Genomic DNA, 22,393 nt, shown 5'->3' on the forward strand with positions numbered 1-22,393 from the left:
GGTGGGGGCTCCTGTCGGCGTCAGCTCGCGCGGTCGGGTGCTGCGCCGTGCCAGATCGTGGTGATGTTGCAGAACTCGCGGATGCCGTGGTCGGAGAGCTCCCTGCCGTAGCCGGAGCGCTTGGCGCCGCCGAAGGGCAGTGCGGGGTGGGAGGCGGTCATGCCGTTGAAGAAGACGCCACCCGCCTCGATGTCCCGCTCGAAGCGGCGCACATCGCTCGCGTCCCGGGTCCAGGCGTTGGAACTCAGGCCGAACGGGGTGTCGTTGGCGAGCGCGACGGCTTCCTCCGCGTCGGCCACCCGGTAGACGGTGGCCACCGGGCCGAACGCCTCCTCGCGGTGGATGCGCATCTCCTCGGTCACATCCGCCAGAACGGTGGGTTCGTAGAACCAGCCGCGGTCCTGTCCCTTGGGGCGCCCACCGCCGCACAGCGCGGTCGCGCCGCGCTCCAGCGCGTCGTCGACGAGTTCCTCGACGTCGGCGCGCCCCTGCTCGGTGGCGAGCGGGCCGACCTGCACGGACTCGTCCAGCGGGTTGCCGACGGTGAGTTCGCGCATCCTGCCGGTGAAGCGTTCCACGAAGGCGTCGTAGACGTCGGTGTGGATGATGAAGCGCTTGGCGGCGATGCAGGACTGCCCGTTGTTCTGCACCCGGGCCGTCACGGCCGTGGCCGCGGCGCGGTCGATGTCGGCGGACGGCATCACGATGAACGGGTCGCTGCCGCCGAGCTCCAGGACGGTCTTCTTCACCTCGTCGCCGGCGATGGCGGCCACCGAGCGGCCCGCGGGCTCACTGCCGGTCAGCGTCGCCGCGGCCACCCGGTTGTCGCGCAGGATGCCCTCCACCGCGCCGGAACCGACCAGCAGCGTCTGGAAACACCCCTCGGGGTAGCCCGCGCGGAGGAAGAGATCCTCCATGTACAGGGCGGTCTGCGGGACGTTGGAGGCGTGCTTGAGCAGTCCGACGTTGCCGGCCATCAGAGCCGGGGCGGCGAAGCGCATGACCTGCCAGAGCGGGAAGTTCCAGGGCATGACGGCGAGCACGACACCGAGCGGCCGGTAGCGGACGACGACCCGGGAGGCCCCGGAGTCCTTCACATCGGCGGCGTCGGGGTGCTCGTCGGCGAGGAGCTTCTCGGCGTGGGAGGCGTACCAGCGCATCGCCTTGGCACACTTCGCCGCCTCCGCACGGGCCGCCGCGATGGGTTTGCCCATCTCGGTGGTCATGGTGCGGGCGATCTCCTCCTCGTCGTCGCCGAGCAGATCGGCGGCTCGGTCCAGGAGCTGCGCGCGGCGGCCGAAGTCGGTGAGTCGGTGTTCGGCGAAAGCGCTCCTGGCGAGCGCGAGGCGCCGTTCGATCTCATCGGCTCCGAGCGCGTCGAAGGTCCTGAGCGTCTCACCGGTGGCCGGGTCGACCGTGGCGATGGGCATGGGCACTGTCCTCCTCGAACTCGGTTCTCCGACACGTGCGCGCTCGGGCCGTCCGGTTACCGCGGACAGCCTCCCGGCGGGTGTCGGTCAGCTGCCGCCACTCGACAGCCGCAGCTGTACGTCCTTCTCCTGGTCGCCCGCCGCCATGCCCTGCTCCTGCACGGTGAAAGCGGAGGCGAGGGTCTCCTGGATCCGGTCGACGGCCCAGTAGCCGCCCTGGATCTCGGCCTCGACGGGCTCGGACAGCTCTACGGGCCCGGAGGCCGTGTGCGTGCCGGAGACGTCGAACGTCGCCGTCCACACGGTCGCGTGATCGCCCGACACGTACTGGGGCGCGTCCCCGTCATCGCGGTCGGACGCATGCGACTGTCCCAGCGCCCGGAAGACCTTGTCGGCGTCCTCCTTGGCGCATCCGGTGATGCTCACCACGACAGGTGTGGTGCTCTGATCGGCACTGTTCACCGTGATTCCTCGCTCTCCGTGCGGTGTTCGCGGGGGCCGCCGAGGGCCGACCGGGCAGGGGTTCGCCGGTCGAGGCGCGATCCCTTCGGCGGCGAACCCGAAGCGTGTGGGGGCCGGGGTGGCGTGAGGCCGCCGGCGGTGGTGCGGCTGGTGCGGTACAGCTGCCGCGGGGTCGGCCGGCTCCGGCGGCGGTGACCGTTGGGAGCTGCCGGGCAGGGCACGAGTCGAAACGCCGTCCCTCGCGCCGGGTGGTGCCTGACGAGCCGAGCTTGTGGTCCGGCGGCCCGGGCCGCCGGCTCGTGTGCGGTCGCGGTGTGCGCCGCAGCGCCCAGGGCCGGTGAGCGCTCCTGGCGGGGCCGAGGCCGCGTGCCGGGCTCCGGGCGGCTCCGGGCGCCGGTCGCGAAGAGCCGGGCAGGTGGGGCCCACGGCACTGTCGCCCTGAGACGGTACGGACGGCGAGCGTCGCCGTGTCGGCAGCGCGGGCTGCGAATGCCGACGGGCCGACGGTGTGGGCGGCGGCCCCCGCCGAATCGGCGACGACCGTACTTGCGGCGAGCACCGGAGCCGAAGAGAGCCGCCCCGGCCCACGCGACACCAGGTGCTTCGCCCCACTCGTGGCCGGCCGGCCCGCAGGCCACCGGCCCCCACCAGTCGTGCCCGTCGACGACGTCAGCTCGATCACCGGCAGCCTGCCGACGAATCTCGCGGGGCCGCCGAAGTCGTCGGCCGTCGCGGTCACCGGGAGGGAGAGCGCCCGCCGCAACGGGCCTGTGCCGGGCGGGCTTCCGAGGACGAGGAGTCCTGCGATGTCGCGCGCCGACCGGGCGGGAGCCTCGATCACGGCCCGGCCCCGGCCGAGCGGATCCGATCCCGTGTGCCGCCGGAACACGGCCCGGCTGCGGATCGGCTCGAACACGCCCATCGGATTCCTCTCGCTTTCCTCTTCCTCCGGTGCGGCCGTGGTGCGGGCCGGGAGGGGTGGCGCCCCTCCAGGCTCGCCCGTCTCGGCGCGGGGTGCGAGCCGGGTCAGCCGGATGGCTCGTCGGGGACCGGCTGCTCGGGGTGGACGGAGCCGCTGCGCGGCTCCCCGGTCGGGCCCGCTCCCGACTCGTCCGCGTCCGGCAGGCTCTGATCGGGCTTGTCGTCGTCCTTGCCGCTCCGGCCGCCCTCCCCGTCCTCGGTCTCGTCGGAAGAGGAGCGAGGGAGGTCCAGCGCGTCCTCACCGCCCAGGTCCTGCTGGTCGGGAGGGTCACGGGGTACGGGCTGGTCCGGCTCGTGATCGCTCTGCACTGGATCCTCCTGCCGACGGTCCGTCATGGTCGTTCCTTTCTGCCGGGCCTGGCGGCCGGCCTGTCGCTCGGTCGCCGGGCGGCGGCCTGCCGTACGGTCCGCGTCGCCCGCTCGCAGCAGGCGGCGGCCGCGGTACAGCGATCACGCACCTCGCGTTCCCCTGGCGGCTCGATCCCCGCCCGGGCCGGTGGCGCCGACGGACGTGAGGAACTCCGGGTCCTCGGTCACCCGGACCGCACGGCGCCGCCCCTCCAACGTGTCCCCGCCGCCCGGCCCGGGCGCGTGGTGTCGCGGTGGCCGGCGCATGTGGTCAACTCCTTCTCGTCCTCGGCACCTCACTGCGCCCGCCGGGTACCCGGATGCCCACGGAATAACGGCCGGACAAGAAAACGTTCACCGTGCACATACTTGGCTCGCCAGTGCACACCCCAGGTTCGTCCGGCAGGGGCCGGGCGAATTCCGCTGTCCCCCGCACCAGGCGCAAGCCGCTGGACCCCGTCAGCCCCGGAGGCCGCCCGCATGCCGCACGACACAACCGAAGAGCCGCCAGGGGCACAGCCGGGCACGGGCGGTGGACTGCCCGGCGCAGGCGGACGGGGCATTCGTGGCGTCGTCCCTGTTCTCGCGTTCGCCGGCATCACCGTCGCGGTCATGCAGACCCTGCTCGTGCCTGTCATCAAGGATCTGCCGGTCCTGCTGAGCACCAGCCCTGCCAACGCGACCTGGGTGATGACGGCCACCCTGCTGGCCGGTGCGGTGTCGACCCCGATCATGGGACGGCTCGGTGACCTCTACGGCAAGCGACGGATGCTGCTCGCCAGCCTCGCCGTCATGGTCGTCGGCTCGCTGATCTCCGGTTTCACCGACGACCTGGTGACGATGATCGTCGGCCGCGCTCTCCAGGGCTTCGCCATGGGTGCGATACCGCTGGGGATCGGCATCATGCGCGACGAGTTGCCGCGGGAGCGGCTGGGCTCGGCGATGGCCCTGATGAGCTCGTCGATCGGCGTGGGCGGCGGTCTCGCCCTGCCTGCGGCCGCTCTCGTCGCCGAGCACACCGACTGGCACACGCTGTTCTTCGCCTCGGCGGGTCTCGGTCTGCTGTCGATGCTGCTCACCGTGCTGGTGGTGCCGGAGTCCTCGCTGCGCGCCAAGGGCGGCTTCGACCTGGTGGGGGCTCTCGGGCTGAGCGCGGGCCTGGTGTCCCTGCTGCTGCCGATCACCAAGGGCGGCGACTGGGGCTGGGGCTCCCCGACGACGCTGGGCCTGTTCGGCGTCGCGGTGGCCGTGCTGCTCACCTGGGGCGTGTGGGAGCTGCGCAGCTCCGCGCCGCTGGTGGATCTGCGGACCACCGCTCGTCGCGAGGTGCTGCTCACCAACCTGGCGTCGATCATGGTCGGCGTCGCGTTCTACGCCGTCTCGCTGGTCCTTCCCCAACTGCTCCAGCTGCCCGAATCGACCGGCTACGGTCTCGGCCGCTCCATGGTGGTGGCCGGCCTCTGCGTCGCGCCGCTGGGTCTGACGATGATGTTCGTCGCCCCGGTCTACGCACGGATCTCCGCCCGTCGCGGACCCAAGGCGACCCTGCTGCTCGGCATGCTGATCATCGCGATCGGCTACGGAGCCGGCCTCGGCCTGATGAGTGCCGCCTGGCAGACCGTCGTCATCTCCGTCGTGCTCGGCGCCGGCATCGGTCTCGCGTACTCCTCCCTGCCCGCACTGATCATCGGCGCGGTCGACCCGTCCGAGACGGGCGCGGCAAACGGCTTGAACACGCTCATGCGGTCGATCGGCACCTCGGTGTCGAGTGCCGTGATCGGCATGGTGCTCGCACACACCGCCGTCCCGATGGGCGATGTGCTCGTGCCGAGCATGAACGGCTTCCGGATCTCGTTCCTGATCGCCACCGGCGCGGTGCTCGCCGGGCTGGTGCTGGCCGCGTTCCTGCCCTCGCAGAAGACGTCGGGGCGGCTCACCCTGCGTGCCCGCAGCGACGAGCCGGGCACCGTGCCCGCGGACGAGGGCGCTGCCGCCGGTGGTGCCGGGGCCGCGGGCGCGGGTGCTTCTCAGACGGCCACGCGCGGTGCCGCGGGCGGCTGAGGCCGCCGCCGTACCCAGACGAGCAGAACGACCGAGGCGACGGCGGCCAGCGCGCACCAGGTGGAGACGAACTCCTCACGCCACAGCAGGAGGCACACCACCGCGCCCACCCCCGCCACGATGCCGAGCAGCCGCAGCGCCGGGTCCCGGGCGAGGAGCAGCGCACCGACGGTGGCCAGCAGATAGCCGGCGATGATCAGCGGCGAGCGCGGCAGATCGAGGAGATAGCCGACGGTGTGGCCGCGGATCTCGGCGGTGACCGTCCGCGTGGCCAGGCAGTAGGAGAGAACGGCGGCGGTGGCCAAACCGGCCGCGAGGGGGACGACGAGCCTCTTGCGCACCTCGGCGGGCTCGGCGAGCAGGACTCCGAGCGGTACCCACAGCGGCAGCAGGGGCAGAGCGATGGCGGCCCAGGCGTCGGTGGCCGCACCCGGCCCGCCGCCGCTGCGCCAGACGAGTGACTCGATGATCTGGTGCGCCCCGAGGAGCAGGGGCAGCGCGGCCAGCGGCAGATCGCCGACCCGGCGGACCCGGGCCACGCAGACCACCCCGATCGCGGCGATGCCGGTGCCCGCCACCAGATCCGCCGTCGCACTCCAGCACATGGGGTAGGTGTTACCCGAGGCGCACAGAAACGTACCCGCGGACCGCGGAGCACGTGGTAATTTCGGTATACCCGTTGTATGCAACCAAGTGGGGGTAGCCGTGGCGTCGGGCCGGGACAAGGCGTACGCGTATCTGAAGGACCATGTCCTCACCGATCCCGACATGCAGGGCACCTTCCTCTCGGAGCAGGACCTCGCCGACCGCATCGGGGTCTCCCGCACCCCCATCCGGGAAGCGCTGCTGCTGCTCGCCGCCGAGGACCTGGTGCGCCTGGTGCCCAAGCGCGGCGCACAGGTCGTGCCGCTGACGGGCCGTGAGATCACCGAACTGATGGAGCTGCGCGGGATCGTCGAGCGGTACGCGGCCGAGCAGCTCATCTCGCGCGGTGGTACGCCGATGCGGGAGCTGAACGACATCCTGGAGCGACAGCGGACGTTGAGCACGCCCGGCCAGGCCAGGGAGTTCATCGCGGTCGACCATCTCTTCCACGCCACGATCGTCTCGGCGGTGGGCAACGCGCTGCTGGACCGGCACTACGACGGGCTGCGCAGCCGGCAGATCCGGGCGGGCGTGGTGGCCCTGTTCAACCAGCACGGGCGCCAGGCGGCGGTGCTGGAGGAACACCATGCGATCCTCTCGGCGATCGCCTCCGGTGATGCCGAAGCGGCGTGCGCCGCGATCGACAGCCACCTGGAGACGACACTCAAGGTGCTCCTCGCGGGTTAGACCGTGCGTGCGGGGCCCGATCCCGAAGGTCCGGGCCCCGCTCCCATCCGACCGGCGTCAGGCGCGCAGCCTGCGGTTGGCCAGGACCGGAATGGCCCGGCGTACCGCCGCGACCTCGTCGGGGTCGATGTCCGCCACCAGCAGACCGGGACCCGCCTCCAACCGCTGCCGCACGGTCCCGTCCGGGCCGACGACCGCGCTGTGGCCGATCCCGGTCGGCGCCTTCGAGGTCACCGTCGCGCCGGACGCGAGCGGGTCCGCCTGACCCACGGCTGCGACCCACAGGGTGGCGTCGAGCGCCCGGGCGCGGGTGAGCAGTTCCCACTGGTCACGCTTGCCGGGACCGGCTCCCCAGGACGCGGGCAGCAGGGTGAGCACGGCTCCGGCGTCGGCGTGCGCCCGGAACAGTTCGGGGAACCGGACGTCGTAGCAGGTGGCCAGGCCGACGCGGACACCGTCGACGTCGATCGTGACCACCTCCGACCCGGCGGCGACGGTGTCCGACTCGGCGAAGCCGAAGGCGTCGTACAGGTGGATCTTGTCGTAGGCCGCCTCGACGCCGGGGCCCGTGGCCAGCAGCGTGTTGGTCACCTTGCCGTCGGCGGCCGGGGTGAACATGCCGGCGACCACCACCAGTCCGGCCTCCTCGGCGATCCGCCGGACCTCGGTGGCCCACGGGCCGTCGAGCGGTTCGGCGATCGGACCGAGGCGGGTTCCGAAGCAGGCCATCGCGGCCTCGGGGAAGACGACGACACGTGCGCCGGACTCCGCCGCGCGGTGAGCCTGTTCCCGCAGGACGGCGAGGTTCTGTGCCGGGTCGGGGCCGGTGGTGATCTGGCTCAGGGCGATGCGCATGGGGGTCCTTTCCGGGGTGCTGAGGTCAGCCGGCGGTGGTCGTGGCCGGAGAGCCGACGGCCGGCTGCGGGTGCTCCGCGGCCATCGGCGTGTCCTCGTCGTCGGTGCCGTCGCGGCCGAGGAGGAGTCCGGTGACGGTGACGGCGGCGGTCACCGCGACGTACAGGGCCAGCGGGATCCAGCTGTCGTAGGCGTCGAGCAGTGCGGTGAACAGCAGGGGCGCGACGGCGCCGCCGATCACGCCGGCCAGGGTGTAGGCCAGCGAGGAGCCGGTGTAGCGGAGCCGGGGGGTGAACTGCTCGGCGATGAAGGCCGCCTGCGGACCGTACATGAGCGAGTGGAGCGCGAGCGCGACGACCACTCCGACCACGAGCAGCGGCCAGCTGCCGCCGCCGATCATGGGGAAGAAGAGGAACGGCCAGATACCGGCGGCCGCGGCGGACACTCCGTACACCAGACGGCGGTTGACGCGGTCCGAGAGCGCTCCGGCGAGCGGGATCAGGGCGACCTGGAGCGAGGAGCCGATGAGGACGGCCGCGAGGGCGGAGCCGCGGGACATGCCGAGTTCACCGGTCGCGTAGGTCAGCACGAAGACGGTGAACAGCGCGTAGAGCACGTCGGGGGCGACGCGGCTGAGGATCGCCGCGGCCAGGGCGCGGGGATGGGTCGCGAAGACCTCCTTGATGGGCGCCTCCGGGCGGGTCTGCTCGGCCTCCATCGCCTTGAAGACCGGCGTCTCCTCCAGCTTGGCCCGGATCCACAGACCGAAGCCGACCAGGACTCCGGAGAGCAGGAAGGCCACGCGCCAGCCCCAGGACAGGAACTGGTCCTCGGTGAGCAGGACGCCGAGGGCGGCGAGCACACCGTTGGCCAGCAGGTTTCCGGCGGGCGGGCCGATCTGGGCGGCCGAGGCGTAGAACCCGCGCTTGCGCGGATCGCCGAACTCGCTGGACAGCAGTACGGCGCCGCCCCACTCACCGCCGACGCCGACACCCTGGGCGAACCGCAGCAGCACCAGCACGATCGGGGCCGTCACGCCGATCGTGGCGTACGTCGGCAGGAGACCGATCAGCAGGGTCGCGGCGCCGATCAGGACAAGGGTCGCGATCAGGACCTTCTTGCGGCCGATGACGTCTCCGAGCCGGCCGAAGACGAAGCCGCCGAGCGGGCGGGAGACATAGCCGACCGCGTAGGTGGAGAAGGCCAGCAGCGTCCCGGTCGTGGGGTCACCCGACGGGAAGAAGAGGTCGCCGAAGACCAGGGCCGCCGCCGCGGAGTAGATGGCGAAGTCGTACCACTCCAGGGCGGTACCGGTGAGGCTGGCGAAGAAGGCGCGGCGGACCGCCGGCCTGCCGCCCCGGGGCTTGTCGATGCTGGTGCTGGTGCGCTTCACGGTTTCCGTCCTTGTGCGAGGGCGTGATGTCGACCTTCCGGCATACTTCTTGTATACAGGTCGTATGCGCAACCCCTTGGCGCACATTCATCCGCTTCGCTTCCCCCGGTATGGAGAGATCATGGCCCTGCTGAGCTTCGACCTTCCCGACGGATCGACCCGGGAGGTCGACGTCGTCCAGGTGCTCAACGCCGGATACGCCGGCCGCAGCCAGGACGACGTGGCGGCCCATGTGGCCGAGCTCGCCGAGCTGGGCGTGCCCGCCCCCTCGACGACCCCGGCGCTGTACCCGGTCTCCGCGTACCTGGCCCAGCAGACGGGACAGGTGGGCGCGCAGCACGGACGCACCTCCGGTGAGGCGGAGTGGGCTCTCGTCGTCGACCGTGACGGTGAGCTGCTGCTGACCGCCGCGTGCGACCACACCGACCGCGAGCTGGAGGTGCACGGCGTGGCCTGGAGCAAGAACGCGGGCCCCGATGTCCTCGCCCGGCGGGCCTGGCGGCTGGCCGATGTCGAGGACCGGCTCGACACGCTGACCCTGCGTGCCTGGGTGACCCACGACGGCGACGAGCTCCTCATCCAGAACGGCACGCTGGCCGAGCTGCTGACGCCGGCCTACTGGGCGGACGTGCTGCGCGGACGCGGTGATCTGATTCCCGGCACCGTGCTGATCTCGGGCACGATCCCGATGCGCGACGGCGTGGACCAGTTCGCCGGCCGCTGGCGCGTGGAGCTGGGCGACCCGGCCACCGGCGATGTCATCGACCTCGCGTACGACGTGGTGCCGCTGCCGGTGCCGATCGGCTGAGCGGCCGTACGGGAGGGGCGACGGGTCCGAGCGGCGGGCGGGAGGCTCCGGGCGACGGACCGCGGCGGCAGAGCACCGTCCCCCACGGGTCCGTCAGGCAGGCTCGCCCTTCGGGGGTTCATGCAGCCCGAAGGGCGATCCCTGATCGTCGTGGCAGAACGTGAACCGGCCGAAGCGGGCGACCGTCTCCTCGTCCCCGCCGACGTCGAAGTCGTCGACGGTGCCCCCGAGTTCGGCGACCCGCGCCAGGGCGGTCCGCATGTCGTCGACGCGGAAGAAGAGGTACGGGCCGGCGCCGGGGTCGCTGCCGTGCACACCGCCCGGGACGTCCGGGGTGCGGATGGCGTAGCCGCCGCCCTCCGTCGTGCCCTCCTCGAAGGACCAGCCGAAGAGTCCGCCGTAGAACGCACGGGCCTGGGCGGGGTCGCCGACGCCCAGTTCGAAGAACGAGATCTCACCGGTCATTGCGGGCTTCCGCCTTCCTGTGACTGTGCTGTCCACGCTACGGCCGTCGCCGGACCCGCGCACCCGGCTGTCCCACGGTCCGCGGCGCGCCGTCCCCTCCCCGGCCCGGCCGCCGACCCCGACACGAGGCGCGCGCGGCAGGGACGTTCCCGCACGTCGAACGGCCCGCGGAAATAGGGCATCGCCCGGGAAGGATCAAGAGCGACCGGGAGAGTGCAAGGTCACAGCCTTCTCCTCTGCTGCACAGTTGTGTGCTTGACCTAGCATCTGAGCATGACGGTCCTCCCCGATGACGGGTTCTCACTGGCCGCCGAATTCCCGGATGCCACCCACGAGCAGTGGCAGCAACTGGTCGCCGGCGTGCTGCGCAAGGCAGGCAAGGACACCGCGGACACGGCGGCAGAGGACGCGCTGTCCACAGCCATCGAGGACGGGATCTCCACCCGTCCTCTGTACACCGCGGGCGACGGCGCGTACGACAGCGCCGGCCTTCCCGGCTTCGCCCCCTTCACCCGGGGCGGCAGGCCCGAGGGCGGCGCGGTGTCCGGCTGGGACGTGCGCCAGCGCCACGACCGCCCGGATCCGGAGCGTACGAACGAAGCCGTCCTCGCGGACCTGGAGAACGGGGTCACCTCCCTCTGGCTCACCGTCGGGCCGGCCGGTGTCCCGGTCTCGGGCATGGCGACGGCCCTGAAGGACGTCTACCTCGACCTCGCTCCCGTCGTACTCGACGCCGGTGCCGAATTCGACGCGGCGGCACGGGAGTTGCTGCGCATCCACGAGGAGCGCGGACTCGCTCCCGAGGCCGCGCTGGGCAACCTCGGCGCCGACCCCCTGGGGCATGCCGCGCGCACCGGTGCGTACGACGACCTCGCCGCGCACACCGCCGCCGCCGTCGAACTCGCCCGGCTGTGCCACACCTCCCGGCCCGGGCTGCGCGCCCTGACCGTCGACGCGCTGCCGTACCACGGGGCCGGCGCGTCCGCCGCGCAGGAACTCGGCTGCTCGCTGGCGACCGGCGTCGCCCTGCTGCGTGACCTCACCGCCGCCGGGCTCTCCGTCGAAGCCGCCTGCGGTCAGCTGGAGTTCCGGTACGCGGCCACCGCCGACCAGTTCCTCACCGTCGCCAAGCTCCGTGCGGCGCGCCGGGTGTGGGCGCGCGTCGCCGAGGCGTGCGGGGCCGGTTCCGCGGGCGCGCAGCGCCAGCACGCGGTGACGTCGCCGGTGATGATGACCCGGCGCGACCCGTGGGTGAACATGCTGCGCACCACGGTCGCCTCGCTCGCCGCGGGGGTCGGCGGTGCCGACGCGGTGACCGTGCTCCCCTTCGACCACGCGCTCGGTCTCCCCGACGCGTTCGCCCGCCGTATCGCGCGCAACACCTCGACCATCCTCGTCGAGGAGTCGCACGTGGGCCGCGTGATCGACCCGGCCGGCGGCTCCTGGTACGTGGAGCAGCTCACCGACGAGGTCGCGCAGGCGGCCTGGGCCTGGTTCCAGGAGATCGAGCGGGCCGGCGGGCTGCCCGCCGCGCTGCGCTCCGGCCTGGTGGCCGAGCGCATCGGCGCGACCTGGGAGAGCCGCAGCGCCTCGCTGGCCAAGCGGCGCGAACCGATCACGGGCGTCAGCGAGTTCCCGCTGCTGGCCCAGGCACCGGTGCAGCGCGACCCGGCGCCCGCCGCGCCCTCCGGCGGACTTCCCACCGTACGCCGCGACGAGGCGTTCGAGGCGCTGCGGGCCCGCTCGGACGCGCATCTGGCCGCCACCGGCGCCCGGCCGCGTGTCTTCGTCGCGGCCATCGGCCCGGCGGCCGCCCACACCGCGCGGGTGAGCTTCGCCGCCAACCTCTTCCAGGCCGGCGGCATCGAACCGGTCCACGACCCGGTGTCGGTCGACGCGGCCACGGCCGCCGAGGCGTTCACCGCGAGCGGGGCGCAGATCGCCTGCGTCTGCTCCAGCGACAGCCTCTACGCCGAGCACGCGGTGCCGGTGGCCGAGGCGCTCAAGGCGGCCGACGCGCGGCTTGTCCTCCTCGCCGGGCGTCCCGGCGACCAGCGTGAGACGTACGAACGGGCCGGAGTCGACGAGTTCGTCGTCGCGGGCGGCGACGCGGTCGCCGTCCTCACCACCGTCCTCGACCGGATCGGAGTGGCGTGATGCGGATCCCGGACTTCACGGAGATCGAACTCGGGGACGGCGGCACGTCGCAGGTCTCCGAGGACCAGTGGCGTACGGCGGTGAAGGAGTCGACCGGCAAGGGCGACACCGACCTGGTGTGGGACACCCCCGAGGGCATTCCCGTCAAGCCGCTCTACACCGGCGGGGATCTGGCGGGGCTGGACTTCCTGGGCACCTACCCGGGCGTCGCGCCGTATCTGCGCGGCCCGTACCCGACGATGTACGTCAACCAGCCGTGGACGATCCGTCAGTACGCCGGGTTCTCCACCGCGGAGGAGTCCAACGCCTTCTACCGGCGCAATCTCGCCGCCGGGCAGAAGGGTCTGTCGGTCGCCTTCGACCTGCCGACCCACCGCGGTTACGACAGTGACCACCCCCGGGTGACGGGCGATGTCGGCATGGCCGGTGTGGCCATCGACTCGATCTACGACATGCGCCAGCTGTTCGACGGCATCCCGCTGGACAGGATGAGCGTGTCGATGACCATGAACGGTGCCGTGCTGCCCGTTCTGGCGCTCTACATCGTGGCCGCCGAGGAACAGGGCGTGCCGCCCGAGAAGCTGGCCGGGACCATTCAGAACGACATCCTCAAGGAGTTCATGGTCCGCAACACCTACATCTATCCGCCGCGGCCCTCGATGCGGATCATCTCGGACATCTTCGCGTACACCTCGCAGAAGATGCCGCGGTACAACTCCATCTCGATCTCCGGCTATCACATCCAGGAGGCCGGGGCCACGGCCGACCTGGAGCTCGCGTACACCCTCGCCGACGGCATGGAGTACCTGCGCGCGGGCATCGGCGCCGGTCTCGACGTGGACGCCTTCGCTCCGCGGCTGTCGTTCTTCTGGGCGATCGGCATGAACTTCTTCATGGAGGTCGCCAAGCTGCGGGCGGCGCGCCTGCTGTGGGCGAAGCTGGTCAGGACGTTCGACCCGAAGAACGCCAAGTCGCTGTCGCTGCGCACCCATTGCCAGACGTCGGGCTGGTCGCTGACGGCGCAGGACGTCTTCAACAACGTCACGCGTACCTGTGTGGAGGCCATGGCGGCCACCCAGGGACACACGCAGTCGCTGCACACCAACGCGCTCGACGAGGCGCTCGCGCTGCCGACGGACTTCTCCGCGCGCATCGCCCGCAACACCCAGCTCCTGCTCCAGCAGGAGTCCGGGACCTGCCGGGTCATCGACCCGTGGGGCGGCAGCGCGTACGTCGAGAAGCTCACGCACGACCTCGCCCGCCGCGCCTGGCAGCACATCGAGGAGGTCGAGGCGGCCGGCGGCATGGCGCAGGCCATCGACGCGGGCATCCCCAAGCTGCGCGTCGAGGAGGCTGCCGCGCGTACGCAGGCCCGGATCGACTCGGGACGCCAGCCGGTCATCGGCGTCAACAAGTACCGCGTCGAGACCGACGAGGAGATCGACGTCCTCAAGGTCGACAACTCCTCGGTGCGCACCCAGCAGGTGGAGAAGCTGCGGCGGCTGCGCGCGGAGCGCGACGAGGGCGCCTGCCAGGACGCGCTGCGGGCGCTCACCGCGGCCGCCGAGTCCGGTCCGGGCGCGGGCCTGGAGGGCAATCTGCTGGCCCTGGCGGTCGACGCGGCGCGTGCCATGGCGACCGTCGGCGAGATCTCCGACGCCCTGGAGAAGGTCTACGGGCGCCACTCGGGGCAGATCCGTACGATCTCCGGTGTGTACCGAAACGAGGCCGGGACGTCACCGGCGGTGGAGACGACCCGGACGCTGGTCGAGGGGTTCGAGGAGGCCGAGGGCCGTCGCCCGCGCATCCTGGTGGCCAAGATGGGCCAGGACGGGCACGACCGCGGCCAGAAGGTGATCGCGACGGCCTTCGCCGACCTCGGCTTCGACGTCGACGTGGGCCCGCTGTTCCAGACGCCGGCCGAGGTCGCCCGCCAGGCGGTGGAGGCGGACGTCCACATCGTCGGTGTCTCCTCGCTCGCCGCGGGCCATCTGACGCTGGTGCCCGCGCTGCGGGAGGAACTGGCCGCCGAGGGCCGTGAGGACATCATGATCGTGGTGGGCGGGGTGATCCCTCCGCAGGACGTCCCGACCCTGCTGGAGGCCGGCGCGGCAGCCGTGTTCCCTCCCGGCACGGTGATTCCCGACGCCGCGCAGGACCTGGTGAAGACGCTGGGCGCCTCGCTCGGCCACGAGTTGTGAGCTCATGCCACCGACGATCGACATCGACAGTTACGTCAAGGGCGTACGTGAGGGGTCGCGCGCGTACATCGCGCGCGCCGTCACGCTCGTGGAGTCCACCCGCGCCGATCACCGGACGCTGGCGCAGCAGTTGCTCACCGAGCTGTTGCCGTACGCCGGTTCGGCCCGGCGGGTGGGGATCAGCGGGGTGCCCGGGGTCGGAAAGTCCACCTTCATCGACGCGCTCGGGACGCTGCTGACCGGGCTCGGCCACCGGGTCGCGGTCCTCGCCGTCGATCCGTCGTCCAGCCGTACGGGCGGCTCCATCCTCGGCGACAAGACGCGGATGGAGCGGCTGTCGACGGACCCTGCGGCATTCGTCCGTCCCTCCCCCACCTCGGGCACGCTCGGCGGTGTCGCCAAGGCGACGCGCGAGACCATGATCGTGATGGAGGCGGCGGGCTACGACGTGGTGCTGGTCGAGACCGTCGGCGTGGGCCAGTCGGAGACGGCCGTGGCCAACATGGTGGACACCTTCCTGCTGCTCACCCTGGCCCGCACCGGCGACCAGCTCCAGGGCATCAAGAAGGGTGTGCTGGAGCTGGCCGACGTGATCACGGTGAACAAGGCCGACGGACCCCATGAGCGGGACGCCCGCTCCGCGGCACGTGAACTCGCGGGCGCCCTGCGGCTGATGCACCCCGCCGACGCGGCGTGGACTCCCCCGGTGCTGTCGTGCAGCGCACGGGAGGGCACGGGCCTGGACACGGTGTGGGAGCGGGTCGAGCAGCACCGCTCCCTGCTGGACTCGACGGGGCGCCTGGCGGCGAAGCGCCGTTCCCAGCAGATCGACTGGGCGTGGACGATGGTCCACGACGGGCTGCGCGACCGCCTGCGCGCGCATCCCGAGGTACGGGCACTCGCGCCCGATCTCGAACAGCAGGTCCGGGAAGGGCAGTTGACGGCGACGCTGGCGGCGGAACGCATCCTGGACGCGTTCTGGAAGCCGCAGGCGTAGGGCGTTGCGGCGCGCAGTTGCTTTGCGCGCACCGCGCGGGGGTCGCGGCCGCCGGACCGGGGGTACTCGCGGGGCGGGGGCCGGGCGTTGGGTTCCGCCGCCGGGCCAGAAACGGTAGGCGGGGACGGTGGTCCCGGGCGCCGGGCCCGAAGCGGTGGTCGCGGTGGTCGACCGAGGGCGGGTGCGGTGACCCCGGTCGCCGAGCCGGTGTGGCATTCTCGGTCGCCGGACCGGTGGTGTCCGGTCGCCGGACCGGTGGTGGTCGTGGGCGCGAGCATGGGCGCCGCCGAGCGTCAGCCCGGAACAGTGGTCCCAGGCACGGCCTCCCGGTTGTGGTTGCCGCGCCCGCGGTGGACCCGGCCACAGGCGTCGGCGGGGGCACCCTGAGCGGTGGTCGCAGCAACGCCCCTGGGCGTCGGTCCCGGGCGCCGGCCCGGAGAGGCGGTCGTGGGCGGGCACGAGCCCGCAGCACCTGTCCCGGACGTGGGCGCCCACCCGGAGCGTTGCCCTCGGACGGCGGAGCGACAGCAGCGGGCACCTGCCCGTGGTGGCCGCGGGCGCGAGCCGCAGCTTTAGTGCCGAGCGTGAGCCCGGAACAGTGGTCCCGGGCATGGCCTCCCGGTTGTGGTCCCCGCGCCCGCGGTGGACGCGGCCACAGGCGCCGGCGCGGGCGCCCTGCCTGAGGGCAAGTCGTAGCAACGCCCCTGGGCGTCGGTCCCGGGCGCGAGCCCTGGGCGGTTCCCAGTGCGGCCTCGGAGCAGTAGTCCCCGTACAGAGCCGAGGACTTGCTCTCGCGCGCGGGCTCAGAACGGCGTCGTCCGGCGCGGGCGCCCGCCCTCCCGGGAGCGGCGAGCACCGGCGGATGCGGTGGCCCCGAGCGCGTGCCCGCAGCACCGGCCGCGGGCGCGGGCCGGCGTGGTGGCCCCGGCACGCGGCCGGAAGAGTGGTCCCGGAGTCCAAGCCGGAGTCGCGGGCGTGGGCGCCCGCCCGGAGCGGCAGATACGGGCACCCGCCGGAGCAACAACCCAGGAGCCGTGGTCCCGGCGGGCGGCCCCTGAAGAGTGGTCCCGTGCACCGGCCCGGAGAGGTAGTCGCGCGCAGGCACCTGTCCCGGGCGCGGGCACCGACCCGGATGCAGCCGCGAGCACGCAGCAAGAGCGCCGCGCGGCGGAAGGCTCACGCCCCCGCCCCCTCACCTCACCTCACCTCACCGACCCGACGCCTCCGCGCCGCCCGCTTCTCCCACCTTGATGCCCGAGCCGACCACCCGGGCCTTGATGCCCTCCTTCTCCACCCTGATGTCCTGAAGACTCAGCTCACGCAGCGACGCAGGCAGTTCGAAGGACAGGGACAGCCGCTCCGACAGCTCCGGGGGCCTCAGCGCGAGCAGGCCCTTGATCAGTGCGGGGTCGATGCCGACCTTTTCCAGGAGCTCGGGGTGTGCGACCACCACATCGACGAGGTTGACCTTCATCAGCTGCTCGGCGAACTTCGGGGCGCCCGTCAGCCGGTTCAGTTCCTTCTCGCTCGCCAGCGCCCGGCGCACCTGCGCGTCGCTGACGCCGAGCCGTTCGACGATCGCCGGCACGGAGAGCAGCGCCTTGGCGCGTGCGGCCTCGCGGCTGATGAGGTCGGCCGTCTCCCGGTGCAGCCGCAGGCCGGAGTGTTCGGGGTCCTTGCCCGGCCGGTAGACGGCGACGCCCGGGATGTCGAGCTGCATGCCGTCGATGGTCGTGGTGAGGGCACGGCCGTTGTCGCGGGTGAGCCGGGCATGGGCACGGACGCTCAGATCCTGTCCGGCGACGGCGAGTTCACCGTTGACGCGGACGGCGTCGTCGCCGCTCCCGGTGAACGTCAGCTGGGAGGCGCCGAGTTCGCGATTGAGATCGTCGAAGGAGAGCAGGACCTCGCCGTCGAGGCGGCCGATGACCGCACCCTGGATGGAGGTGGGGGCGTCGCCGACGATGCGGACGTCTCGCACACTGGCCCGCACCTCGGCGAGCGAGACACGGTCCGCGGAGACGTCCGGCACGGTGACGTCGACGCGGTCGATCCGGTCGCCGAGCACCTGGGTAAGGAACGGGAAGCCGTGGATGTCCACGTCCGGCCGCGTGGCGAGACCGAGCGAATTCTGCAGCTTGTCGGCGGCCTTGGTCTGCGCGTACGCCTCGGCGAGCCGGTCGGCGAGCAGCAGGCAGACGGCGAACAGGCCCGTGACCAGGACCAGCTTCACCAGGGCGGGCAGCGCCGCGAAGCGGCTCCTGCCGCGGTGGTTGGGCGGCTGCCAGTCGTCCTCGTCGTCGGTGTCGGACCGTAGTCCGAGCTCCAGCGGATCCCTCGGAACGTAGTCGGTGTAGTCGGGCTCCGGATCTGCCAGTTGAGCGAGTTCCTCGTACGGATTTCGCGAATGCGTCGATATGCGTGTGGGGGGGCGCATCAGCTCATCCCACCATGCGGGCCACCCTCGAACGCAAGTCCAACCGCCTTTACGTGAGGGTTTGAGACAAAGATCGGCGCAGCCGCGGCGCCCGGACCTCCCACGACGCGCCTAATCTGTGTCCATGGTCACGTCGCACGTTCTCACATGGGAAGTCACCCAGAGCCGGGGATACGAGACGGCGTGGGTGGATCTCGGGCATGCGGGTCTGCGGGCGCGGGGCCGCGCCGTCGGCATGGCGCCCGAGCCGTACTGGGTCTCGTACGAGCTGGAGACCGACGCCGGCCTCGTGACCCGCGAACTGCGGGTGAGTGTCGAGTCCGCCGACGGGGTGCGCGCGCTGCGGCTGCGGCGGGACGACGACGGCGTGTGGCGGGCGGACGGGGAGCCGGTACCCGGGCTCGACGGCGCGCTCGACTGTGATCTGGCGCTGTGCCCGCTCACCAACACCATGCCGGTGCTGCGTCATGGGCTGCACACCGCCGCGGGTGAGCAGAGCCTGGTGATGGCGTGGGTGTCGGTGCCCGATCTCACCGTGCACGCCTCGCCGCAGACCTACACGCACCTCGGCGCCTCGGAGCACGGCGCGCGCGTCCGGTTCGTCTCGGAGGACTTCCGCCGCGACGTGGAGTTCGACGCGGACGGATTCGTCGTGGACTACCCCGGACTGGCGCGCCGCACGAGCGCGCGTCAGAGCGACCGCAGTACCCACGACCAGGTGTAGGTGCCGGCCCCCACGAGATACGGCGGCAGGGTGTCGGGCCCGCAGGAGGCCGTGCCCAGGCCGCGGTGGGCCGCGTCGATGCGGACCACGGGGCACGGGCGCGGCACGAGCTCGTCGTGGTGGGCCGCGTCGGCGAGGTCCTTGTCCCGGTAGCGCCCCACTCCCACCTGCCGTGGGCTGTCCAGCCGGACCGCGAGGCCCGGTCCGCCGTCGGCGGGCCGCAGGGCGAAGCCGCGGACGCCATGGCGGCCGCCGCTCTCCTGGGGCCGCAGATACGGGGTGAACAGCGAGTCGACGTCCGCGCCGTACCGCCCGACGGGAGCCGAGCGGCGGTCAGGGTAGGACTCCCAGGGGCCCTGCCCGTACCACTCGATCCGGTCCAGGCTCGCGACCGTCTCGAAGACCGATCCGACGCGGGCGACGTCCGACAGGCCGTCCGGAAGCACCGCCCTCTCCTCGATGAGCAGCCCGTCCTGGACCGGCGTGAGGACCTGCTCGTGCACGACGGTCCCGGCGCCGGTGTCGTACGCCGAGCGCACCGACACCTTGGCGCCCTCACGGCTCACCGACAGCGGCTTGCGGACCGGGGCGTCCAGGCCGAGTTCGCGCCACAGGTCCGCGGCTCCGCCGAGCAGATCGTTGTCGGTCGGCGCGCGCCACAGGTTCAGGACGGGCGGTGCGGTGAGCAGCGGGTGCAGAAGTAGTCCGTCGTCGTCGACCTCGATACGGCCCGGGGCGGGCGTGGTGTCGAACGGTACGGTCCCGCGCTCACGGAGCCGGATCTGCGGTGTGCAGATCTCGGTGCCGCGCGCCGCCCAGGTCTCGTGCGCGGCCGTGGTGACCCGCAGCGTCAGCCAGGTCTCCCCGCCGTCGGCGGGCAGCGCGGTCGTCAGTTCGGCCGGCACGGGGAGTTCGGCACAGCCGCCGGGCGGCAGGGCCGGCAGCGCGGCCGGGGCGGTGGCCTCTCCCCCGTCCTCGCAGGACAGCAGCCACTCCGCGGTCAGCCAGGAAAGATCCCGGAAGTGCTGGTGGTTGTGGACGGTGACCGTGCGGCCGTCGTACGACAGCCGCAGGGGCGCGGCCAGTTCGCGGTGCTCGTACATCGCCGGCTTCGGCGTGCGGTCGGGGAAGAGCAGCCCGTCCGCGCAGAACGCGCCATCGTTGGGGGTGTCGCCGAAGTCGCCGCCGTACGCCCAGCGGTGGCCCTCCCCCGCCACGCCGTCCGCGTAGGCGCCGGCCCCGGCCCGTCCGGCGGGGCGGCCGTCGGACAGCCGCTGGAGGATGCCGTGGTCCCACAGTTCCCAGATGAAACCGCCCTGGAGGCCGGGCGTGGACTCGATCGCGGCCCAGTGGTCGGCGAGGGTGCCGTTGCTGTTGCCCATGGCGTGCGAGTACTCGCACAGGATCAGTGGCTTGGTCTGGGTGCCGGAGCGGGCGTGCGCGACGATCTCGTCGAGCGAGGCGTACATGGGACAGACGATGTCGCTCGCGATCCGCGTGGACGACCAGTCCGTCTTCGCGGCTCCCTCGTACTGGAGGGGGCGCGTCGGGTCGTGGCGGCGCAGCCAGCCGGCGGCGGCGTCGTGGTTCGCGCCGTAGTCGCTCTCGTTGCCGAGCGACCAGACGACGACACTCGGGTGGTTCCTGTCGCGCAGCACCATGCGGGAGACACGGTCGACGAAGGCGGGCAGATAGCGCGGGTCGTCGGCGATCTCGTGGGCATGGTCGTGGCTCTCGATGTCGGCCTCGTCCACGACGTACAGGCCGAGTTCGTCGGCGAGGTCGAGCAGCGCGGGGTCGTTCGGGTAGTGGGAGGTGCGTACGGCGTTGAAGCCGAAGCGCTTCACCGTCGCCAGGTCGGCGCGCATCTCCTCCACGGTGAGGGTGCGTCCGGTGAGCGGATGGAAGTCGTGCCGGTTGACTCCGCGGATGAACACGCGCTCGCCGTTGACGAGCAGGTCCCGGCCGCGGATCTCGATGTCACGGAAACCGATGCGGTGCCGCGAGCGGTCGGCGACGGTGCCGTCGGCCCGGTGGAGCCGCACGGTCAGCCGGTGGAGCGCGGGCGTCTCGGCCGACCACGGCCGTACGCCGGTGACCGTGGCGCTCAGCCGTGCCTCTCCGAGGAACTCCGAGACGCGCTCGTCGTCCCGCATCGCCGCGTCGAAGGCGGTGTCCTGGGCGAGTTCGCCCCAGCCCTCCAGCTCGCCACTGACGAACCAGCCCGGCGGGAGCGCTCCGCCGGCCAGGCGCACCCGGCAGTCGATCCGCAGCGCACCGTCGCGGCCGGCCCGTACGGCGACATCGGCGAGGTGCAGCGGATCGGTGGCGTAGAGCAGGACGGAGCGGGTGATGCCGCCGTGCCACCACTGGTCCTGGTCCTCGATGTGGGAGCTGTCGGACCACTTCACGACGGTGAGGCGCAGGGTGCTGCGCTCTCCGGGCCGCACCACGTCGGTGAGGTCGAACTCGCTCGCCAGATGGGAGTCCTTGCCGATGCCGACGGCCTGCCCGTCGACCTCGACGATCAGCACGCTCTCGGCGGCACCGACCTGGAGGACGATCCTGCGGCCCGCCCAGTCGGCGGGAATGTCGATGTCGCGCTCGTGGACGCCGGTGGGGTTGGCCGCGGGCGATGCGGGCGGATGGTGCGGCCAGGGCATCGTCACATTGGTGTAGTGGGGCAGATCGGGCGCCCCCGCGTCCTGCATGGTCCAGACGCCGGGGACCTCCAGGGCCGACCAGTGGTCGGCGAGCGGGGCGTCGGGGGCGGGCAGCAGTTGGAAGCGCCAGATGCCGTCGAGGCAGATGCTGCCGGGGCGGCGGTCCACGGCGTGCATCGGCAGCCGGCGCCAGGAGGTGATCTCGGGCGATTCCCACGGACGGAGCGGCAGCATCAGCGGATGGCTCCCTTGGCCAGGTCGGCGATCATCTGTCGGGCACCGATCAGGAAGATGATGAGAAGCGGGATCAGCGCGAGGACCGCACCGGCCATGACCATGCCGTAGTCGGTGTTGCCGTGCACGCTGTTGAGCTGCGACAGGGCGACCTGGAGGGTCACGTTGTCGGGGTTGATGAGGGAGATCAGCGGCCACGCGTAGTCGTTCCACTGTGACATGAAGGTGAAGATGCCGAGGAAGGCGAGTCCGGGCCGCACCACCGGCAGTGCCACGTGCCAGTACTGGCGCAGGAATCCGCAGCCGTCGAGCCGGGAGGCGTCCATCAGTTCGTCGTGGATCGCCCCCTTCATGTACTGGCGCATCCAGAAGATGCCGAAGGCGTTGGCCGCGGCGGGGACGACGAGTGCGGTCAGGGACCCGATCCAGCCCAGCTTCGCCATGATGACGAACTGCGGGATGGCCTGGAGCTGGGCCGGCACCATGAAGATGCCCATCATCAGCACGAACAGCACCCGGCGGCCGGGGAAGGCGAACTTCGCGAAGACGAAGGCGGCCAGCGAGTCGAAGAACAGCACCAGCACGGTCACGGACCCGGCGACGATCAGCGAGTTGAGCATCGAGCCGAAGAAGTCGACGGTGTCGAAGAGGTTGCGGACGTTCTCGCCGAAGTGCGAACCGGGCAGCAGTTTCGGCGGGTACTGGAAGATCTCGCTGGACGTGTGCGTCGACATGACGATCGCCCAGTAGAACGGCAGCAGCGAGAGGATCACGCCGATGAGGAGCGATCCGTGGAGGGCGACTCCCGAGGCACGGGCGCCCTTGACGGCCTTGTCACGGTGCAC

Annotated in this window: 17 protein-coding genes; 7 read left to right on the forward strand and 10 right to left on the reverse strand. The window is 72.0% G+C overall.

Annotated elements, in window-relative coordinates:
* Window positions 1-20: 20 nt before the first annotated feature.
* The 3 genes from OHA05_RS03785 to OHA05_RS03795 form a co-directional block, all read right to left on the reverse strand.
* Window positions 21-1,430: an NADP-dependent succinic semialdehyde dehydrogenase gene (locus OHA05_RS03785; RefSeq protein ID WP_313947846.1), complete on the reverse strand. Its 1,410-nt coding sequence runs from the start codon at window positions 1,428-1,430 to the stop codon at window positions 21-23.
* 87 nt (window positions 1,431-1,517) lie between these two features.
* Window positions 1,518-1,892 (reverse strand): hypothetical protein, encoded by a 375-nt coding sequence (locus tag OHA05_RS03790; RefSeq protein ID WP_313947845.1) that lies wholly within the window; start codon window positions 1,890-1,892, stop codon window positions 1,518-1,520.
* A 1,026-nt stretch (window positions 1,893-2,918) separates the two neighbouring features.
* Window positions 2,919-3,209, reverse strand: coding sequence for a hypothetical protein (locus tag OHA05_RS03795; RefSeq protein WP_313947844.1), 291 nt, complete (start codon window positions 3,207-3,209; stop codon window positions 2,919-2,921).
* A gap of 492 nt (window positions 3,210-3,701) precedes the next feature.
* Here OHA05_RS03795 and OHA05_RS03800 point away from each other — a divergent pair, with 492 nt between their 5' ends.
* Entirely contained in the window at window positions 3,702-5,282 is a 1,581-nt protein-coding gene (locus OHA05_RS03800; protein WP_328859808.1) for an MFS transporter, read from the forward strand.
* On the opposite strand, the gene OHA05_RS03805 is transcribed toward OHA05_RS03800, so the two are convergent.
* Window positions 5,249-5,887, reverse strand: a complete 639-nt coding sequence (locus OHA05_RS03805; RefSeq protein ID WP_328859809.1) for a DUF6629 family protein — start codon at window positions 5,885-5,887, stop codon at window positions 5,249-5,251. The two genes, OHA05_RS03800 and OHA05_RS03805, sit on opposite strands and share 34 nt — an antisense overlap.
* A 100-nt stretch (window positions 5,888-5,987) precedes the next feature.
* Between OHA05_RS03805 and OHA05_RS03810 the strand changes: the two genes are divergently transcribed.
* A complete protein-coding gene (locus OHA05_RS03810; protein WP_328863330.1) occupies window positions 5,988-6,614 on the forward strand; it encodes a GntR family transcriptional regulator in 627 nt (208 codons plus the stop codon).
* A gap of 57 nt (window positions 6,615-6,671) precedes the next feature.
* Here OHA05_RS03810 and OHA05_RS03815 read toward each other — a convergent pair whose 3' ends face one another.
* Complete coding sequence (locus tag OHA05_RS03815; protein WP_328859810.1) at window positions 6,672-7,469, reverse strand: carbon-nitrogen hydrolase family protein; 798 nt, start codon at window positions 7,467-7,469, stop codon at window positions 6,672-6,674.
* A gap of 25 nt (window positions 7,470-7,494) precedes the next feature.
* On the reverse strand, window positions 7,495-8,862 hold the full coding sequence (locus OHA05_RS03820; RefSeq protein WP_328859811.1) for an MFS transporter: 1,368 nt from the start codon (window positions 8,860-8,862) through the stop codon (window positions 7,495-7,497).
* 121 nt (window positions 8,863-8,983) lie between these two features.
* On the opposite strand from OHA05_RS03820, the gene OHA05_RS03825 reads away from it, so the two are divergent.
* On the forward strand, window positions 8,984-9,670 hold the full coding sequence (locus OHA05_RS03825) for a DUF2848 domain-containing protein (protein ID WP_328859812.1): 687 nt from the start codon (window positions 8,984-8,986) through the stop codon (window positions 9,668-9,670).
* Between the two features lie 93 nt (window positions 9,671-9,763).
* Here OHA05_RS03825 and OHA05_RS03830 read toward each other — a convergent pair whose 3' ends face one another.
* Window positions 9,764-10,135, reverse strand: coding sequence for a VOC family protein (locus OHA05_RS03830; RefSeq protein ID WP_328859813.1), 372 nt, complete (start codon window positions 10,133-10,135; stop codon window positions 9,764-9,766).
* A 273-nt stretch (window positions 10,136-10,408) separates the two neighbouring features.
* Here OHA05_RS03830 and OHA05_RS03835 point away from each other — a divergent pair, with 273 nt between their 5' ends.
* From OHA05_RS03835 to meaB, 3 genes are read left to right on the forward strand one after another with little or no spacing between them, the layout of a single operon-like run.
* Entirely contained in the window at window positions 10,409-12,292 is a 1,884-nt protein-coding gene (locus OHA05_RS03835) for a methylmalonyl-CoA mutase family protein (protein ID WP_328859814.1), read from the forward strand.
* Window positions 12,292-14,493, forward strand: coding sequence for a methylmalonyl-CoA mutase (gene scpA, locus OHA05_RS03840; RefSeq protein WP_328859815.1), 2,202 nt, complete (start codon window positions 12,292-12,294; stop codon window positions 14,491-14,493). Before OHA05_RS03835 ends, scpA begins: the two co-directional genes overlap by 1 nt.
* 4 nt (window positions 14,494-14,497) lie before the next feature.
* The gene (gene meaB / locus OHA05_RS03845; protein WP_328859816.1) at window positions 14,498-15,490 is read left to right on the forward strand and encodes a methylmalonyl Co-A mutase-associated GTPase MeaB; all 993 of its coding nucleotides are present in this window, start codon (window positions 14,498-14,500) and stop codon (window positions 15,488-15,490) included.
* A 1,207-nt stretch (window positions 15,491-16,697) separates the two neighbouring features.
* Here the strand turns inward: meaB and OHA05_RS03850 are convergent.
* Window positions 16,698-17,927, reverse strand: a complete 1,230-nt coding sequence (locus OHA05_RS03850; RefSeq protein ID WP_328859817.1) for an LmeA family phospholipid-binding protein — start codon at window positions 17,925-17,927, stop codon at window positions 16,698-16,700.
* Between the two features lie 124 nt (window positions 17,928-18,051).
* On the opposite strand from OHA05_RS03850, the gene OHA05_RS03855 reads away from it, so the two are divergent.
* Window positions 18,052-18,651, forward strand: coding sequence for a putative glycolipid-binding domain-containing protein (locus tag OHA05_RS03855; protein ID WP_328859818.1), 600 nt, complete (start codon window positions 18,052-18,054; stop codon window positions 18,649-18,651).
* Here the strand turns inward: OHA05_RS03855 and OHA05_RS03860 are convergent.
* Complete coding sequence (locus OHA05_RS03860) at window positions 18,618-21,548, reverse strand: glycoside hydrolase family 2 TIM barrel-domain containing protein (RefSeq protein ID WP_328859819.1); 2,931 nt, start codon at window positions 21,546-21,548, stop codon at window positions 18,618-18,620. The two genes, OHA05_RS03855 and OHA05_RS03860, sit on opposite strands and share 34 nt — an antisense overlap.
* A complete protein-coding gene (locus OHA05_RS03865) occupies window positions 21,548-22,393 on the reverse strand; it encodes a carbohydrate ABC transporter permease (protein ID WP_328859820.1) in 846 nt (281 codons plus the stop codon). The genes OHA05_RS03860 and OHA05_RS03865 overlap by 1 nt, the downstream gene beginning before the upstream one ends.

The sequence above is a fragment of the Streptomyces sp. NBC_00306 genome (genome assembly GCF_036169555.1).
GTDB lineage: Bacteria > Actinomycetota > Actinomycetes > Streptomycetales > Streptomycetaceae > Streptomyces > Streptomyces achmelvichensis.

Coding starts and splice junctions, on each gene's coding strand:
- OHA05_RS03785 (WP_313947846.1), bottom strand. CDS start 1,430: ATGCCCATCGCCACGGTCGACCCGGCCACCGGTGAGACGCTCAGGACC.
- OHA05_RS03795 (WP_313947844.1), bottom strand. CDS start 3,209: ATGACGGACCGTCGGCAGGAGGATCCAGTGCAGAGCGATCACGAGCCG.
- OHA05_RS03800 (WP_328859808.1), top strand. CDS start 3,702: ATGCCGCACGACACAACCGAAGAGCCGCCAGGGGCACAGCCGGGCACG.
- OHA05_RS03805 (WP_328859809.1), bottom strand. CDS start 5,887: ATGTGCTGGAGTGCGACGGCGGATCTGGTGGCGGGCACCGGCATCGCC.
- OHA05_RS03815 (WP_328859810.1), bottom strand. CDS start 7,469: ATGCGCATCGCCCTGAGCCAGATCACCACCGGCCCCGACCCGGCACAG.
- OHA05_RS03825 (WP_328859812.1), top strand. CDS start 8,984: ATGGCCCTGCTGAGCTTCGACCTTCCCGACGGATCGACCCGGGAGGTC.
- OHA05_RS03830 (WP_328859813.1), bottom strand. CDS start 10,135: ATGACCGGTGAGATCTCGTTCTTCGAACTGGGCGTCGGCGACCCCGCC.
- OHA05_RS03835 (WP_328859814.1), top strand. CDS start 10,409: ATGACGGTCCTCCCCGATGACGGGTTCTCACTGGCCGCCGAATTCCCG.
- scpA (WP_328859815.1), top strand. CDS start 12,292: ATGCGGATCCCGGACTTCACGGAGATCGAACTCGGGGACGGCGGCACG.
- meaB (WP_328859816.1), top strand. CDS start 14,498: ATGCCACCGACGATCGACATCGACAGTTACGTCAAGGGCGTACGTGAG.
- OHA05_RS03850 (WP_328859817.1), bottom strand. CDS start 17,927: ATGCGCCCCCCCACACGCATATCGACGCATTCGCGAAATCCGTACGAG.
- OHA05_RS03855 (WP_328859818.1), top strand. CDS start 18,052: ATGGTCACGTCGCACGTTCTCACATGGGAAGTCACCCAGAGCCGGGGA.
- OHA05_RS03860 (WP_328859819.1), bottom strand. CDS start 21,548: ATGCTGCCGCTCCGTCCGTGGGAATCGCCCGAGATCACCTCCTGGCGC.